Origin of the sequence: Flavobacterium sp. KBS0721 (assembly GCF_002007065.3) — a bacterium.
Taxonomy (GTDB): Bacteria; Bacteroidota; Bacteroidia; order Flavobacteriales; family Flavobacteriaceae; genus Flavobacterium; species Flavobacterium piscis.
The window spans coordinates 1046305-1061501 of record NZ_CP042170.1 but is presented as its reverse complement, the minus strand read 5'-3'; the positions used below and the strand labels follow the sequence as shown (position 1 = coordinate 1061501).

15 protein-coding genes are annotated in these 15197 nt (G+C 33.9%); 9 read left to right on the top strand and 6 right to left on the bottom strand.

Annotation, left to right across the window (positions count from 1 at the left end):
- Positions 1-72: 72 nt before the first annotated feature.
- The 6 genes from pgk to B0M43_RS04845 all read left to right on the top strand — a co-directional run bounded on the left by pgk (position 73) and on the right by B0M43_RS04845 (position 6213).
- Positions 73-1260, top strand: coding sequence for a phosphoglycerate kinase (gene pgk, locus B0M43_RS04870; protein ID WP_065451828.1), 1188 nt, complete (start codon positions 73-75; stop codon positions 1258-1260).
- 110 nt (positions 1261-1370) lie between these two features.
- Positions 1371-3215, top strand: coding sequence for a LysM peptidoglycan-binding domain-containing protein (locus B0M43_RS04865; RefSeq protein ID WP_078006644.1), 1845 nt, complete (start codon positions 1371-1373; stop codon positions 3213-3215).
- A 47-nt stretch (positions 3216-3262) separates the two neighbouring features.
- Positions 3263-4228, top strand: coding sequence for a DUF4837 family protein (locus B0M43_RS04860; RefSeq protein WP_065451830.1), 966 nt, complete (start codon positions 3263-3265; stop codon positions 4226-4228).
- 73 nt (positions 4229-4301) lie between these two features.
- Positions 4302-4943, top strand: coding sequence for a DUF1579 domain-containing protein (locus B0M43_RS04855; RefSeq protein ID WP_078006645.1), 642 nt, complete (start codon positions 4302-4304; stop codon positions 4941-4943).
- 111 nt (positions 4944-5054) lie between these two features.
- Positions 5055-5501 carry a GNAT family N-acetyltransferase gene (locus B0M43_RS04850; protein ID WP_078006646.1) on the top strand — a complete coding sequence of 149 codons (447 nt, stop codon included), beginning with the start codon at positions 5055-5057 and terminating at the stop codon, positions 5499-5501.
- Positions 5502-5658: 157 nt separating this feature from the next.
- Complete coding sequence (locus B0M43_RS04845) at positions 5659-6213, top strand: TlpA disulfide reductase family protein (RefSeq protein ID WP_078006647.1); 555 nt, start codon at positions 5659-5661, stop codon at positions 6211-6213.
- 228 nt (positions 6214-6441) lie between these two features.
- Here the strand turns inward: B0M43_RS04845 and B0M43_RS04840 are convergent, their stop codons facing one another.
- The 3 genes from B0M43_RS04840 to rnpA form a co-directional block, all read right to left on the bottom strand.
- Entirely contained in the window at positions 6442-8079 is a 1638-nt protein-coding gene (locus tag B0M43_RS04840) for a S41 family peptidase (protein ID WP_078006648.1), read from the bottom strand.
- A gap of 2 nt (positions 8080-8081) precedes the next feature.
- Positions 8082-8906, bottom strand: a complete 825-nt coding sequence (locus B0M43_RS04835) for a DUF4349 domain-containing protein (protein WP_078006649.1) — start codon at positions 8904-8906, stop codon at positions 8082-8084.
- Positions 8907-8987: 81 nt separating this feature from the next.
- Positions 8988-9392: a ribonuclease P protein component gene (gene rnpA, locus B0M43_RS04830; protein ID WP_078006650.1), complete on the bottom strand. Its 405-nt coding sequence runs from the start codon at positions 9390-9392 to the stop codon at positions 8988-8990.
- A 272-nt stretch (positions 9393-9664) separates the two neighbouring features.
- On the opposite strand from rnpA, the gene B0M43_RS04825 reads away from it, so the two are divergent.
- The 3 genes from B0M43_RS04825 to B0M43_RS04815 all read left to right on the top strand — a co-directional run bounded on the left by B0M43_RS04825 (position 9665) and on the right by B0M43_RS04815 (position 12369).
- Complete coding sequence (locus B0M43_RS04825; protein ID WP_065451837.1) at positions 9665-10405, top strand: 1-acyl-sn-glycerol-3-phosphate acyltransferase; 741 nt, start codon at positions 9665-9667, stop codon at positions 10403-10405.
- A gap of 53 nt (positions 10406-10458) precedes the next feature.
- Positions 10459-11451 carry an acyl-ACP desaturase gene (locus B0M43_RS04820; protein ID WP_065451838.1) on the top strand — a complete coding sequence of 331 codons (993 nt, stop codon included), beginning with the start codon at positions 10459-10461 and terminating at the stop codon, positions 11449-11451.
- Positions 11452-11715: 264 nt separating this feature from the next.
- On the top strand, positions 11716-12369 hold the full coding sequence (locus B0M43_RS04815) for an HD domain-containing protein (protein WP_078006983.1): 654 nt from the start codon (positions 11716-11718) through the stop codon (positions 12367-12369).
- A 348-nt stretch (positions 12370-12717) separates the two neighbouring features.
- Here the strand turns inward: B0M43_RS04815 and B0M43_RS04810 are convergent, their stop codons facing one another.
- From B0M43_RS04810 to B0M43_RS04800, 3 genes are read right to left on the bottom strand one after another with little or no spacing between them, the layout of a single operon-like run.
- Complete coding sequence (locus B0M43_RS04810) at positions 12718-12840, bottom strand: FeoB-associated Cys-rich membrane protein (protein WP_078006651.1); 123 nt, start codon at positions 12838-12840, stop codon at positions 12718-12720.
- Positions 12841-12846: 6 nt separating this feature from the next.
- Entirely contained in the window at positions 12847-14946 is a 2100-nt protein-coding gene (feoB, locus tag B0M43_RS04805; protein WP_065451839.1) for a ferrous iron transport protein B, read from the bottom strand.
- Positions 14946-15185, bottom strand: coding sequence for a FeoA family protein (locus tag B0M43_RS04800; protein WP_017495803.1), 240 nt, complete (start codon positions 15183-15185; stop codon positions 14946-14948). The genes feoB and B0M43_RS04800 overlap by 1 nt, the downstream gene beginning before the upstream one ends.
- Between the last annotated feature and the right edge of the window lie 12 nt (positions 15186-15197).

The window sequence follows — 15197 nt, the reverse complement described above, 5'->3', positions numbered from 1 at the left end:
TATTTTTATATTTATGATACTTTAAAAGTTCTATATTTGTTTTTCTTTCAAAAAAAACTAAAAAACTATATAATGAAAACTTTAAACGATTTCGATTTTAAGAATAAAAAAGCAATTATCCGTGTTGACTTTAATGTACCATTGGATGAAAATTTTAAAGTAACTGATGCTACACGTATCGAAGCTGCAAAACCAACAATTGATGCTATTTTGGCACAAGGCGGAAGCGTAATTTTGATGTCGCATTTAGGAAGACCAAAAGGAGTTGAAGAAAAATACTCTTTAAAACACATTTTAAAAACAGCTTCAGAAATTTTAGGAGTTGAGGTTAAGTTTGCTGAAAACTGTGTTGGAGAAGTAGCTCAGGCTGCTGCCAAAGATTTAAAACCAGGAGAAGTTTTATTACTTGAAAATTTACGTTTTCATGCCGAAGAAGAAGCTGGAGATGTTGCTTTCGCAAAAGAATTAGCGTCACTTGGAGATATCTATGTAAACGATGCTTTTGGTACTGCACACAGAGCGCACGCTTCAACAACTATTATCGCACAATTCTTTCCAACAGAAAAATGTTTCGGAACATTGTTGGCAAAAGAAATAGAAAGCTTAAATAAAGTACTTAAAAATAGCGAAAAACCGGTAACAGCAGTTCTTGGAGGATCTAAAGTGTCATCAAAAATCACCGTTATCGAAAATATCTTAGACAAAGTAGATCACATGATCATTGGAGGCGGAATGACTTTTACATTCATTAAAGCACAAGGTGGTAAAATTGGAGATTCTATTTGTGAAGATGACAAACAAGAATTAGCACTTGAAATTTTAAGACTGGCTAAAGAAAAAGGAGTTCAAATTCATATTCCTGTTGATGTTATTGCTGCAGATGATTTCTCAAATACAGCAAATACAAAAGTGGTAGACGTAAAAGAAATTCCAGACGGATGGCAAGGTCTTGATGCAGGCCCTAAATCTTTAGAAAACTTTAAAAAAGTAATTTTAGAGTCAAAAACTATTTTATGGAATGGTCCATTAGGAGTTTTTGAAATGGAATCATTCGCAAAAGGAACAATTGCATTAGGTGATTATATTGCCGAAGCTACAGAAAATGGAGCATTTTCATTAGTAGGTGGAGGAGATTCAGTTGCTGCTGTAAAACAATTCGGATTCGAAGATAAAATGAGTTATGTATCCACTGGTGGTGGGGCTATGCTTGAAATGTTAGAAGGAAAAGTTTTACCTGGAATCGCTGCGATTTTAGACTAAAAAATCACAATTAACATTTTTTTAGATAGTTTACATGCATAAACTCTTTAAGTTTGCAAAAGTAAGGTTTCTGTAATTGTTTGAATTATAGAATTTTAAAAAAATGTTATATGATTGTAAAAAAAATATCAATAGTGGTTTCGGTGTTTTTTTCTATGTCGATGTTTGCGCAGGATGTGGCAAACACAAATGTAGAAATTAAGCCAATTGTAAAGATATCGTATTTAGATTCTGTTAAAAATACTTTTAAAAGAGATGAACTTGCAACTCGCGTAGATAGTCTCTGGATGAACGAATTAGTAAGTTTAGATATTTACGATGATCTTACAAAAGACATTCAGACGATCAATACAGATTTTACTGTAGATCAGGAACTGCCAACAGACTTGCTTAAACAGCGTCTTCAGGCAATGAACGAGAAATCACCCTTTAACATTGAATACAATCAGGGTTTAGAAAACATAATAAAGTCATTTCTTAAAAATCGTAAAAAATCATTTTCACGATTAATGTCTTTATCAGAATATTATTTTCCAATATTCGAAGACGCTTTTGCCAGACAAAATGTGCCTTTAGAAATTAAATATTTAGCCGTTGTAGAATCTGCTTTAAATCCTAAAGCAGTTTCTAAAATGGGCGCCACCGGACTTTGGCAGTTCATGTACGGAACCGGTAAACAATACGCCCTTAAAATCGATTCGTATATTGATGAGCGTAGTGATCCTCTTAAAGCTACAGCTGCCGCATCAGAATACATGAGCAAGATGTTCAACATCTTTGGCGATTGGGAACTTGTTTTAGCATCTTACAATTCAGGACCGGGAAATGTTACCAAAGCAATTCGTCGCTCTGGCGGAAAAACAAAATACTGGGACATACGTAACCATCTTCCAAAAGAAACTCAAGGTTATGTTCCCGCTTTTTTAGCTACAATGTATCTTTTTGAATATCATAAAGAACACGGAATCAATCCGCAAAGAGCTGTAGTTAAAAATTTTGAAACAGATACAGTACAGATTAAAAATCAAATGTCATTCAAGCAAATTGCAGATTTGCTAGACATGCCACAATCTCAAATACAACTTCTAAATCCATCTTATAAATTAAATGTAGTACCATTTTATCAGGGCGAAGCACATTATCTGCGTTTACCTAAAGATAAAATAGCTACATTCGTTTCAAACGAAAATAAGATTTATGATTATGTAGCTTATCAATCACGAAATAAAACAATGCCTGCTCAGCTGGCCTTGAAAGTTATGCCTAAAGCAAAAGCAAAACTAGAGAAAACAGCAGAGCCAGTTGATACCGATGTTAAATGGTATAAAGTGCAAAAAGGTGATAATCTGGGCACTATTGCCGCAAAGTATAAAGTGAATGTTATTGATTTAAAAAAATGGAACAATCTTAAATCAAATGCAGTTGCGCTAGGAAGAAATTTAAAACTTAAAACAGATGACGATCCAGTTACTAAAAACTTTAAAGAACTAAAATCAACTATTGCAATTGAGAAAAAATCAGAAGAAGCAATTGCTGCAGCTGATGATAAAGATAAGGACAATAAACATCCTCAGGAATATATTGTAGCGGCCGGAGACAATTTAGGAAGCATCGCTAAAAAATTCGGTACGACTATTGCGGAGTTAAAAGAACTTAATGATCTAACTTCAAATAACATTGGTTTAGGTAAAAGTTTAGTAGTGACCAAAGCAGTTCCGGAAATTGTTGAGGAGAATGTAACTACTGCTATCGCTTCAAATTCGTCTATTGATTCATTCAGAAAGAAAGCGACTTCAGCCAAAAATCTTGGAGAAGATTATTACGTTAAAAAAGGAGATTCGTTGTATAGTATTTCTAAAAAATATCCAGGGGTGACAATCTCGGATATTAAAAAATGGAATAATATTAAAGACGGAGAGATTAAACCAGGAATGAAACTTAAAATAAACGGATAGTTAAAAAATCTTACATAAATTTGGGTTTTATTTCATAAATTAAGAAAATGAATAAAACCCATTTTTTATTGCTGTTCATCCCGTTTCTCGTAATTTCTTGTTTAAAAAGCGAGAAACCTCAGCCCGTATCCGGTAAAACCAACTCGATTTCTATTATTATAGACGATCAGTTGTGGTATGGAGAAGTAGGAGATAGTATTCGAAATAAATTTGCCTCACCCGTATTAGGCCTCACCCAGGAGGAACCTTTATTTACCATAAATCAATATCCCGCGCGTTTGCTTGAAGGTTTTGTTACCGATAGCCGAAGTATTATTGTAGTTAAAAAAGCAACTACAGAAAAATTCGAGATTACCCACAGTAAATCTTTGCCGCATAACACATTTCGTATTTACGGAAAATCAGTCGATGATATTCTTTGCAGTATCGAACTCAATTCGGGGCAAATTATTAAGATCATTCGCGATGCCGAAATTCAGAAAATTCAGGAAGATAACAGCAAATCACTATTGAATCCAACAGTGATAAAAAACAAATTTCATATCGATCTGCAAATCCCAACAGGCTATGAATATATGTTGCACAAAAGGAATTTTATTTGGCTTAAAAAAGACATTATAAGCGGTAATACAAGTTTACTTATCTATCAGATTCCACTTCGGAGTTTTAAGAAAAGTTCAGACCTGGTCAACAGCATTACCAAAATGCGTGATTCAGTTGGCTATTATATCAAAGGACGCGAACCCAATACGCGAATGATAACAGGAGAAGCTTATGCACCTTATTTTTCGACTACTATGCTGGACGGAAAAAAAGCCTATGAAACCAAAGGAACTTGGGAGCTAAAAAATGATTTCATGGCCGGACCATTTATCAATTACGCCATTGTAGACAAAACATACAATCGAATTTTGGTCATCGAGGGATTTTGTTATTCGCCTTCTAATCAGGAAAGAGATTTAATGTTCGATTTAGAAGCCATTATAAAATCAGTAAAAATTGATAAACGATAAGAGCTGAAATTTACATGCGATCAACTCATATTTTTCTTAATTTTGTTTGTAACAAACATTAAAACAAAGACTTATGAAAAATTTGATCACAGTATTAGTAATGTTAGTATTGTTTTTTACTTCGTGTAAAAAAGAGGTAAAAACAGAATCCGGAACTATAAATGCTACAGACAGCATTTCGACAACAGAACCAATTACCGAAGAACCAGTAGATTCAGCAGCACAAATGAAAGCCTGGGAAGCTTATGCCAAACCCGGTGAACCTCATAAACTAATGGCAGATGAAACAGGAAACTGGAATTGCGAAATGACTTTTTGGTACGAGCCAGATGCCAAACCTGAAAAAGCAAGCTCTACAGCCAATGTTAAAATGATTCTTGGCGGACGTTATCAGGAAACCAATTTTCAGGGAAAGATTATGGGACAGCCCTTTGAAGGAAAAAGTACTCTTGCCTATAATAATGCCAGCAAAGAATATACCACTACTTTTATTGATAATATGGGCACCGGAATGATGGTGGCTGTTGGTAAATATGATGAAAAATCGAAAAGTATGGAGTTGAAAGGGGACGTTGTAAATCCCGTAAACGGTAAGAAAACCCCGTATAGGGAAATTTATACCATTGTAGACGCCACAACCCGTAAAATGGAAATGTTTGACGTAAAAAACGGAAAAGAGTATAAAAGCATGGAAATCGTTATGAAGAAAAAATAAAGTTTTGATTTTTTTCGAATAGTAAAATCCCGATTACAATTTTGTATTCGGGATTTTTATTTAACGTAATTTTGCTGCAACTTTTTATTATAATTGAATACAGAAGAGATAATGGAATTAAAATGGAAAATAAAGCCGTTTGAGGCATTAACCGTTCATGAGTTATATGATTTACTCAAACTAAGAAGCGAGATCTTTGTAGTAGAGCAAAACTGCGTTTATTTGGACCTTGACGGAAAAGATAAGAAAGCATTACACCTAATTGGCGAATATGATGGTAAAACCGTCGCTTATGTACGCTTATTCGACGCCGGAATTAGTTTTGATAATGCCTCAATTGGCAGAGTTGTAGTCGATGCCAATTATCGCGACAGAAAATGGGGGCATGACTTAATGCGTGAAGCCATTGCAGCTATAAAGTCGAATTTCGATAAAGATAAAATTACCATTGGTGCACAATTTTATTTAAAGAAATTCTACGAGAGCCACGGATTTGTTCAAAGCAGTGAAATGTATCTTGAAGATGATATTCCGCATATCGAGATGATTAGGGAATAATTAACTGTACAAAAACACATCTGAATATTTTTATTTACATCTTGTAGCTTTTGGTTTCAAAGGAGTTTAAGCCTCTATTTGCTTTTACGTAATTAGAGATTTTTTATTCGATCAGTTTTGAGTTATATTTTTATTTAAATTAGATAAAAAAATAACTATGAGAAAATTTCTTTCATTCGTTTTTGTTTTAGTATTGTCTCAGAACACTTTTAGTCAAATTAAACTAAAAGTAGGCGATAAGGTTCCGGATTTAAATATCACAGATTATTTAGCAAATGCTCCCAAAGATAAAAATCTGAAAGGCAAATATATTCTGTTAGAATTTTGGGCTACCTGGTGTACAAGCTGTTTAGAAGAAGTTCCCAATCTAAATAAAATGCAAGAACAATTCAAGGATAGAAAGGATCTCGTATTTGTTTCTATAACAGATGAATCTCCTGTAAAAACGAAGAAAACACTAGAAAGAGTAAAGTTCAAGTCAATTGTAGTTAGTGATCAAACTAAAAAAGCCCTAAATGATTTTGTAGTTGATGATGCTAACGGAGGTTATGCTATACCTAAAACTTTTTTAATTGACAATCAGGGAATATTAAGATGGATAGGCCAACCCTGGTTATTAAATGATGTCGTTTTAAATAAATTTCTGGAAGGAAAAGAAATATTAGTATCAGATAATACGGTTTCAAATAGACCTCCGCCACCAGGTTTTTAAGTAAAAGCTGTTATTAGAAGGTTTCTTAAATATTCACTTTTATTAAATCTTTCAAAATTTATGGTTTCAAAATCGTGGTAACAGTACTTTTTTAATAAGCAAGAATTGTATTTGTCGTTTGCAGGAGAATAGCAATAGACAAAAAAACAAATGACCCTATAAAAAGTAGGGTCATTTGTTTTTAGAGAAATAAAATTTTGACTTTTTATTTAAAGATCAATTTTCAAGTTACATTTTCAAAATCGTTTTATACTCCGTCTGATTGTTTAAAACGCCAACCGCTTTCTTAATCTCAGAATTATTTTTAATATAATATTGGTACAAACCTTCCTGATATTGATATCTCTTAATTAATTCCTCCTGAATCAGGTTTCTAATCTCTTTTTGGTTTTTATCTAACAAAGTCGTTTCACTTTTTTCAAGAGCCGCTAATAATTGTTGATATTCCGGAGCTATCGTTTCGTCGATTTTTTCATTTTTGGCTGCAGCCAAAGTGTTCCTCAATGCCACTTCTGTTTCCGTATCAAAACTAATTTTATTTGCTTTTAGATATTGTTTGAAACTTACATAATCAGCATCAGAAATCGTTGGAATTTTATTTCCCAAATTAGGATTTTTGTAGTAATACGTTGTAGCATAATCAAAAATTCCGTCGTTTTTTAATAATGCAGTTGTAATAGGACTCATTTTAGATTCGTCTAATTCGATATCCGGTAAAACGCCACCGCCATCATAAACCGTTCTTCCTTTGCGGGTTTTAAAAGCATTAAAGTTTTTGGCATCCGTTTTTTGAGCAACACCATTTTTATCTTTATGCGCATAATCTAAAGCCTGAATACAACGACCTGAAGGCGTATAATAACGGGAAATGGTTACTTTTAGCTGAGTTCCGTAAGTCAAATCAACAGAACGCTGTACCAAACCTTTCCCGAAACTGCGGGTTCCTAAAATCACGGCGCGATCTAAATCCTGCAAAGCACCCGAAACAATTTCAGAGGCAGAAGCACTTCTTCCGTTGACTAAAATAGCCAGCGGAATTTGAGTGTCTACGGGTTCTTTGGTCGTTTTATAAGTATTGTTATGTTTTTCGATTCTTGATTTTGTAGTTACAATTACTTCGTTCTTTGGAACAAATAAATTACAAATATCAATAGCTTCGTTAAGCAAACCACCGGGATTTCCTCTTAAATCAAGAACAATTTGTGTTGCTCCATCTGCTTTAAGTTTTTCCAAAGCCTCTTTTACTTCATTGGATGCCTTACGGCTAAAGTGAGCCAAAACAATATAACCCGTTTTGTCATCGATTTTTCCGTAAAAAGGAACCGATTTAATATCAACTTCATCCAAAATCAACTCGGTTGTAAAGGTTTTTCCCTGACGCAGGTATTTAATCTGGATTTTGGTGTTTTTAGTTCCCTTTAGTAATTGCGAAGCATCATCTTTAAAATCAGCAATCAAAACATCGCCAATTTGTATGATTTCGTCACCCGCTTTTAGTCCGGCTTTATCAGCAGGATAATTTTTATAAGGTTCGCGCACAATCAAGCGATCTTTTTTTCTGGATATCAAAGCGCCAATTCCGGTATATTCTCCGGTATTATTGATCTTGAAGTTAACCACATCCTGTTCGTTAAAGTAAACCGTATACGGATCTAAACTTCCCAACATGCTTTTAATCGCTTTGTCCATCAAATCGCCCGGATTCGTTTCGTCGACATAATTCGTGTTAACGGCTTTAAACAATGTCGTAAAGATTTCGATTTGTTTGGCAATCTCAAAAAAGTCGTCTTTGAAACTGGTTCCAATAAATAAAAATCCTGCCGCAACAGTAGGTATGATAAATTTCTTTTTGAAATAAGGATACATGATTATATTTTTTTTCTTTTAAATCTTCTTCTAATAAAATAGGCAATTACACAAAACAGTATAATAAAGGGCCAAAGGCTGATAATGGATATTAAAAATTCTGAAAGGCTAAAAAAACCGGATTGAATTGCTGTCCATATCTTAGAACCATAAGAAGTTTTAACACCTTCTTTTTGAGCAATGGTTTTGTAAAACTCAATGGTAACAGTACTTTCAGAAACACGGCTTTCTAAATATTTCAATTGTCCTTCTTTAGCTTCAATTTCTTCGCGAATAGCTGAAATCTGTTTTTCAATTTCCAGAATTTCACTTATTTTGGTTGCTTTTTGAAGAATTTGAAGATAACGTTCTTCAAGTTTTCGTTTCGTTTTTAGTCTTGTCGTTAAGTCAATATATTGTTCGGTAACATTTTGCGAAGTAATATCTTTTCTTTCAAAATAAGAAACCCCTTTTGAAATAGCATTTATAAAAGAATCAAAATTTTGACTAGGAACCCGAACAGTTAAATTTCTATAAACGTTATCGTAATCTTTTCCTTCAGAATCATTTTGTATGTTGGCCTTATTCGCTGCAATTGCAGTTTGAATTTGATTGAAAGTATCTTGAAGATCATTGGTTTCAAATCTGAGCGAAGCTTCTTTAATAATTTTTTGTGGAATTTGAGGAGAAGCAGGTTCGGCCATGTCATCTTTTAACTCTGAACTGGCAGATTCATTTTTTGGAGAAAGCTTGACGGCGCTAATTGCCATGTCTTCAATTGGTGCTTCGTGTTTAGCACAACCTGAAAAAGTCAAAAGGACAAAGAATAAAAAGAAAATATATTTCATATCTATTTCAAATTAAATCTAAAACTACAATTTTTTTATAATTCTTAGTCTAATTTGATAAATAAACTTGTCATCGAAGGATTACAAACCAGTTTTATCTTCAGAATCATTGATTTTGTTTACTTGCAGAAGAAATTTCTCGAACAATTGAATCGTTTTGGTATTGATCTCTTCGTACGATAGTTTGTCTTTAGTTTGATAAAAAAACATCAAAGAATAAGGTTCCTGAATGTTATCTAAAAGCAAATTTTTATTCAAACGGTATGTTTCTCTTAAAACCCGTTTGAAATAATTACGATCAACGGCTCTCTTAAAGTATTTCTTAGAAACCGAAACTCCCATCTTGATTTTTTCTGTTGCATCAACTTCCGCTTGACGGTAAACCAAACGCAACGGATATTTAGAAACCGATTTTCCTTCAGAAAACAGTAAACCTATCGTTGTTTTGCTCTTTAAGCGTTCCTTTTTTGGGTATGTGAAATTCATTTAATTCAGAAAAAATTGCAATTTAGGGCAAAGGTACAATTGTATTGCAAATGCAGATGTGTTTTTTATAAATTAAACCTGAGTTTCTATAAGTAATGACGCAGAGATTAGACTTATATTTGTTGAATTGAAGTTTTTAACTATTATAATTGTGTAAATTTTGTACGATTTATAATAAAAATATTTGGTATGTGTTTTATATTTAGCTAGTTATATAATTTTTATACAGCTAAAAATTTATTTATTACTTTTGGGCATTAATTTTCAAAAGCATGCAAAAAATAATTTCGTATCCTATATCTGTAATATACTATTTGTTTTTTAGTTCAGTTTTATTGATTTTTCATCCAATACAATGGATTTGTCTGAATGTTTTTGGTTATCAGGCGCACAAAAAAAGTGTAGATTATTTAAATTTCTGCCTTTTAAGATGTACAAATCTAATAGGAACAACTTATAAAATCGAAAATAGAGAAACAATTCCAACTGGTGTTCCATTAATTTTTGTCTCGAATCACCAAAGTATGTACGATATTATAACAATGATTTGGTATTTTAGACGATTTCATTGTAAATTTGTGAGTAAGAAAGAGTTAGGTAAAGGGATTCCCAGCGTGTCTTATAATTTGCGTCACGGAGGATCTGTGCTAATAGACCGAAAAGACCCTAAACAAGCCATACCAACAATTAAAGGCTTGTCTGAATATATTGAAAAGTACAATAGATCTGCAGTAATTTTTCCTGAAGGTACCCGTAGTAAAACCGGAAAACCAAAAGAATTTGCCCAAAATGGTTTAAAAATTTTATGTAAATATGCGCCATCAGCGTACATTGTTCCAGTGAGTATTAATAATTCATGGAAAATGGTAAAATACGGCCTTTTTCCTGTAACTTTAGGAAATCGCCTTACCTTTACCGTTCATAAAGCAATCGCCGTAAAGGATTATGATTTTGCCCAATTAATGGAGATGACAGAGAAGGCAGTTGTAGAAGGAGTAAACGAGTATAAATAGATTTTTGATTTCAGCAATAAAACCGAAACAAAAGTCCCAATCTTAAATAAGTAATGTCTATAAAAAACATTAGATTAGAAGTAATGCAGTTTTTAGAAAAAAACGTGGATAGCTTCGTTGAACAGTATTTAATTCCAGTGGAAAAAATTTGGCAGCCGTCAGACTTTTTGCCTAATTCTGAAGGAGATAATTTCTTTGAGGAGGTAAAAGAGTTACGTGAAATTGCCAAAGAATTACCATATGATTTCTGGGTTACGCTTGTAGGTGATACCATCACCGAGGAAGCGTTGCCAACATACGAATCATGGTTAATGGATGTTGAAGGTATAAATCAGATCGAAAATGGTGGAAATGGATGGTCAAAATGGATTCGTCAATGGACCGGAGAAGAAAACCGCCACGGTGATTTGCTGAATAAATACTTGTATTTGTCCGGTCGTGTGAATATGCGTGAAATCGAAATGACAACACAGCACTTAATCAACGACGGTTTTGATATTGGAACTGGATCTGACCCGTACAAAAACTTTGTATATACTAGTTTCCAGGAATTAGCAACTTACGTTTCGCACAATAGAGTAGCTCAAATGGCGAAAAAATTTGGTGATAACAAGTTGTCTAAAATGTGTAAAATGATTGCAGGTGACGAAATGCGTCATCACCATGCATATAGCGAATTTGTTACGAGAATTTTTGCAGTTGATCCTAGCGAAATGATGTTGGCGTTTCAATACATGATGAAACAGAAAATCGTCATGCCGGCACATTTCTTAAGAGAATCAGGTCAAAAGATCAGTTCAGCTTTCGAGCAATTTTCTGATTCAGCACAACGTATTGGGGTTTACACTGCAAGCGATTATGTTGATATCATGCAAAAATTAATGGACAAGTGGGAAATTGATAAGATGTCGGGTTTGACAGACGAAGCCGAAAAAGCTCGTGATTATTTAATGAAATTACCAGGACGTATGGCCAGAATCTCTGAGAGATTGGTAATTCCACAGGAATCACACATCTTTAAATGGGTAGAACCAGCGAGATTGTAAAAATTTTAGATTACAGATTTCTGATTTTAGATTTAAAATTTAAATTGATTTTTGATATTGCAATTGACATTGATATTGCAATTGATTTCTGATATTGACAATTAAAACATATTGTTGATTGTTGAGGTTGAAAAACTTTGACAATCAACATTTTTTATTCAATAAGGATTTTCGAAAGACGCAATTAAAAAATAATCTGCGTAAATCCGTTTAATCCGTAAAATCTGTGTGCCATTAACCAAGCAGATAAACACAAAACAAACTATGAATAATTCTGAACTGATAAACAAAACAATCGTTTTTGTAAAAGAGAAACTAAATGATGCCGAAGGCGGACACGATTGGTTTCATATCGAGCGCGTCTATAAAAATGCACTTTTAATTGCAAAAGACACAGATTGTAATCTTACCGTTGTTCAGTTAGGAGCTTTACTCCACGATATTGCCGATAGTAAATTTCATAATGGAGATGAAACCATCGGACCAAAAACAGCACGTTTATTTTTAGAATCAGAAAATGTTGAAGAAGTTATTATTCAGCATGTAGTAAACATTATCGAAAACATCTCTTTTAAGGGCGGAAATTTCGAAAAGAAGTTCTCTTCTATAGAATTGAATATCGTTCAGGATGCGGATCGTTTAGATGCAATAGGCGCAATAGGAGTGGCAAGAGCGTTCAATTATGGCGGATTTAAAAATCGTGCCTTATATGACCCTGAAATCGCTCCTGTAACCAATATGACAAAAGAAGAATATAAAAAGAATAATGCGCCAACCGTAAATCATTTTTACGAAAAACTTTTACTCCTAAAAGATAAAATGAATACTGAAACCGGAAAGCAAATCGCTGCCGAAAGACATAAATACATGGAGCTATTCCTGGCTCAGTTCTACGCAGAGTGGGAGGGGATTAAATAGTTTACGGTCTCAGTCTCAGTCTCAGTTTTCAGTTTTCAGTTTTCAGTTTTCAGTAATAAAAAATGGCTTCATAATTGAAGCCATTTTTTATGTTTTAATTCTAATCTAAATTTATACATTGCTTTGTGAGCTTTTCGCGCAACAAAGCTTCAGAATAATATAAAAAAATCTTTGTGAACCTCTGTGAAACCTTAGTGAATCTCTGTGGTACCAAATCTTTGCGGACTTCGACTTCGCTCAGTCTGACATAACAATATAAATACTTTGTGAGTCTCTGTGAATCCTTCGTGAATCTCTGTGGTATAAAACCTTAGAATCTTACTCCCTCAACAACTCAGAACCTTTCCTCTAAGAACACCCACAATTTCCTTCGCCGCAATCTTTCTTCTTTTTAGATTTCCAAAAGAATTTTTTGATCAAAAAACCAACGGCGATAAATAATATGACAAAGGCAATAATTTCTTGTACCATGATCGTTTATTTTAAAAGTTGATACGCAAACAGCGCTACAAAATAAGCAAGACCGCTCATCAGGAAAAGCTGCATGGCAGGCCATTTCCAGGAGTTGGTTTCTTTTTTGGTAATGGCCAATGTACTGGCGCACTGCATGGCAAAAGCATAGAACAATAACAATGAAATTCCGGAAGCAAAATTGAAGATTTTCTGACCCGTTTGAGGATTTATTTCTTCCTGCATTTTGCTTTTTATGGTCGCTTCGTTATCGCTGCTTCCTACACTGTAAATAGTGGCAAGTGTTCCTACGAAAACCTCACGGGCAGCAAACGAACTGATAATGGCAATTCCTATTTTCCAATCATAACCCAAAGGAGAAATGGCTGGCTCAATGGCTTTACCCATTATCCCGATATACGAGTTCTCTAATTTTTGAGAAGCCACTTCGTTTTCAAATTCAGTTTCGTCAAGAGGTTTATCCACAAATCTTTCTTTTACGATAGATTCGGCTTCGTTAAAATCTTTTCCGGGACCGTATGATGCTAAAAACCACAATATAACAGATATCGCCAAGATGATTTTACCGGCTCCAACAACGAAAGCTTTTGTTTTCTCGACAACATTAATTGCAACGTTTTTGAAAAGAGGCAATTTATAACTTGGCATTTCGACTACGAAATACGTTTTGGCACTTATTTTTAATATTTTATTTAAGATATAAGCCGATAAAATTGCTGTTCCAAAACCTAATAAATACAACAGCATCAAGGCTAAACCTTGTACATTTAGAAAACCAAACAAGCGTTCTTCCGGAATAACCAATGAAATGATAATAGTATAAACAGGTAGTCTTGCAGAACAAGTTGTGAATGGAGTTACCAAAATCGTAATAAGGCGTTCTTTCCAGTTTTCGATATTTCTGGTCGCCATAATTGCCGGAATCGCACAGGCCGTTCCTGAAATTAAAGGCACGACGCTTTTTCCGGATAGTCCAAACTTACGCATGATTTTATCCATCAAAAAAACAACACGACTCATATAACCGCTTTCTTCCAGAATCGAAATGAACAGGAATAAAAAGGCAATTTGAGGAATAAAAATAATAACACCGCCAATTCCCGGTACAATTCCCTGCGAGAGTAAATCAGTCAGGATGCCGCTTGGTAATTCCTGAGCAACCCAGCTGCTTAAAGAAGCAAAAGTGCTGTCGATAAAATCCATTGGAATTGTTGACCAGCTAAAAATGGATTGGAAAATCAAAAATAAAATGGCTAAGAAAATGACATAACCCCAAACTTTGTGCGTTAAAACACGATCAAGTTTGGCTCTAAAGTCTTTTGCCATCGAGGCATCGACTTTTAAGCCTTCTTTCAAAACATCATTGATGAATTGATAGCGTTTTATCGTTTCTTTTTGCTGTAAGCGCTTTAATTCTGAATGCGATTTAGTAAAAGTACTTCTGATTTCATTTCGATCTAAATTCGAAAAATTCACATCCTGCGTAATCACCAACCATAATTTATACAATAATTGATTAGGAAAAGCATGCTGTAATTTTTGAAAATATTCTTCGTCAATAACCGAAGCATTCAGACAAGGTTCATTCGGAATGGTTTTATAAGAAACAATGAGTTCCTTTAATGCATCGATTCCTAAACCTTTACGCGAGCTTACTAAGGCAATTTTAGTTTTTAGTTTTTCTTCCAGATACGGAATATCTAAAGTAATTCCTTTGCTTTCCATACGGTCCGACATATTAATGACTAAAATCGTCGGAATTTCAAGGTCTTTTATTTGAGTGTAAATCAGTAAATTTCGTTTCAGATTTTCAACATCTGTAACCACTACCGCTACATCCGGATATAATTTATCGTTTTTGTTTAATAAAAGTTCAATAACCACACTTTCGTCCATAGAACTTGCGTTCAGACTATAGGTTCCGGGTAAATCCAGAATATTGGCTTTAATGTTTTGCGGTAATTTACAGAAGCCAATTTTTTTCTCAACCGTAATTCCGGGATAATTTCCTACTTGTTGATTAAGTCCTGTAAGCTGATTAAAAACGGAAGTTTTTCCTGTATTAGGATTCCCAATAAGGGCAACATTGATATTTTGAATGCTCATTACAAATTGGTTTTGATAAGTTCAACTTCAATTTCACGAGCAGTTTCAACACGAATGGCTACGTGCGAACCATTTATATCTAAATATAATGGATCTCCAAAAGGAGCAATTTGAAGCAATTCGACTAAGTTGCCCGGCAAACAACCCATTTCTAATAATTTTAGAGGAATAAGATCGATATCAAAATCTTTGATAATGGCTTTCTCGCCTTTTTTTAGAGTATGGATAGTATTTTGCAAAGCTTATTTAGA

What these genes read in the sequence shown, in the direction of transcription:
- pgk (WP_065451828.1), top strand. Translation starts at nt 73, where the DNA reads ATGAAAACTTTAAACGATTTCGATTTTAAGAATAAAAAAGCAATTATC.
- B0M43_RS04865 (WP_078006644.1), top strand. Translation starts at nt 1,371, where the DNA reads ATGATTGTAAAAAAAATATCAATAGTGGTTTCGGTGTTTTTTTCTATG.
- B0M43_RS04860 (WP_065451830.1), top strand. Translation starts at nt 3,263, where the DNA reads ATGAATAAAACCCATTTTTTATTGCTGTTCATCCCGTTTCTCGTAATT.
- B0M43_RS04855 (WP_078006645.1), top strand. Translation starts at nt 4,302, where the DNA reads ATGAAAAATTTGATCACAGTATTAGTAATGTTAGTATTGTTTTTTACT.
- B0M43_RS04850 (WP_078006646.1), top strand. Translation starts at nt 5,055, where the DNA reads ATGGAATTAAAATGGAAAATAAAGCCGTTTGAGGCATTAACCGTTCAT.
- B0M43_RS04845 (WP_078006647.1), top strand. Translation starts at nt 5,659, where the DNA reads ATGAGAAAATTTCTTTCATTCGTTTTTGTTTTAGTATTGTCTCAGAAC.
- B0M43_RS04840 (WP_078006648.1), bottom strand. Translation starts at nt 8,079, where the DNA reads ATGTATCCTTATTTCAAAAAGAAATTTATCATACCTACTGTTGCGGCA.
- B0M43_RS04835 (WP_078006649.1), bottom strand. Translation starts at nt 8,906, where the DNA reads ATGAAATATATTTTCTTTTTATTCTTTGTCCTTTTGACTTTTTCAGGT.
- rnpA (WP_078006650.1), bottom strand. Translation starts at nt 9,392, where the DNA reads ATGAATTTCACATACCCAAAAAAGGAACGCTTAAAGAGCAAAACAACG.
- B0M43_RS04825 (WP_065451837.1), top strand. Translation starts at nt 9,665, where the DNA reads ATGCAAAAAATAATTTCGTATCCTATATCTGTAATATACTATTTGTTT.
- B0M43_RS04820 (WP_065451838.1), top strand. Translation starts at nt 10,459, where the DNA reads ATGTCTATAAAAAACATTAGATTAGAAGTAATGCAGTTTTTAGAAAAA.
- B0M43_RS04815 (WP_078006983.1), top strand. Translation starts at nt 11,716, where the DNA reads ATGAATAATTCTGAACTGATAAACAAAACAATCGTTTTTGTAAAAGAG.
- B0M43_RS04810 (WP_078006651.1), bottom strand. Translation starts at nt 12,840, where the DNA reads ATGGTACAAGAAATTATTGCCTTTGTCATATTATTTATCGCCGTTGGT.
- feoB (WP_065451839.1), bottom strand. Translation starts at nt 14,946, where the DNA reads ATGAGCATTCAAAATATCAATGTTGCCCTTATTGGGAATCCTAATACA.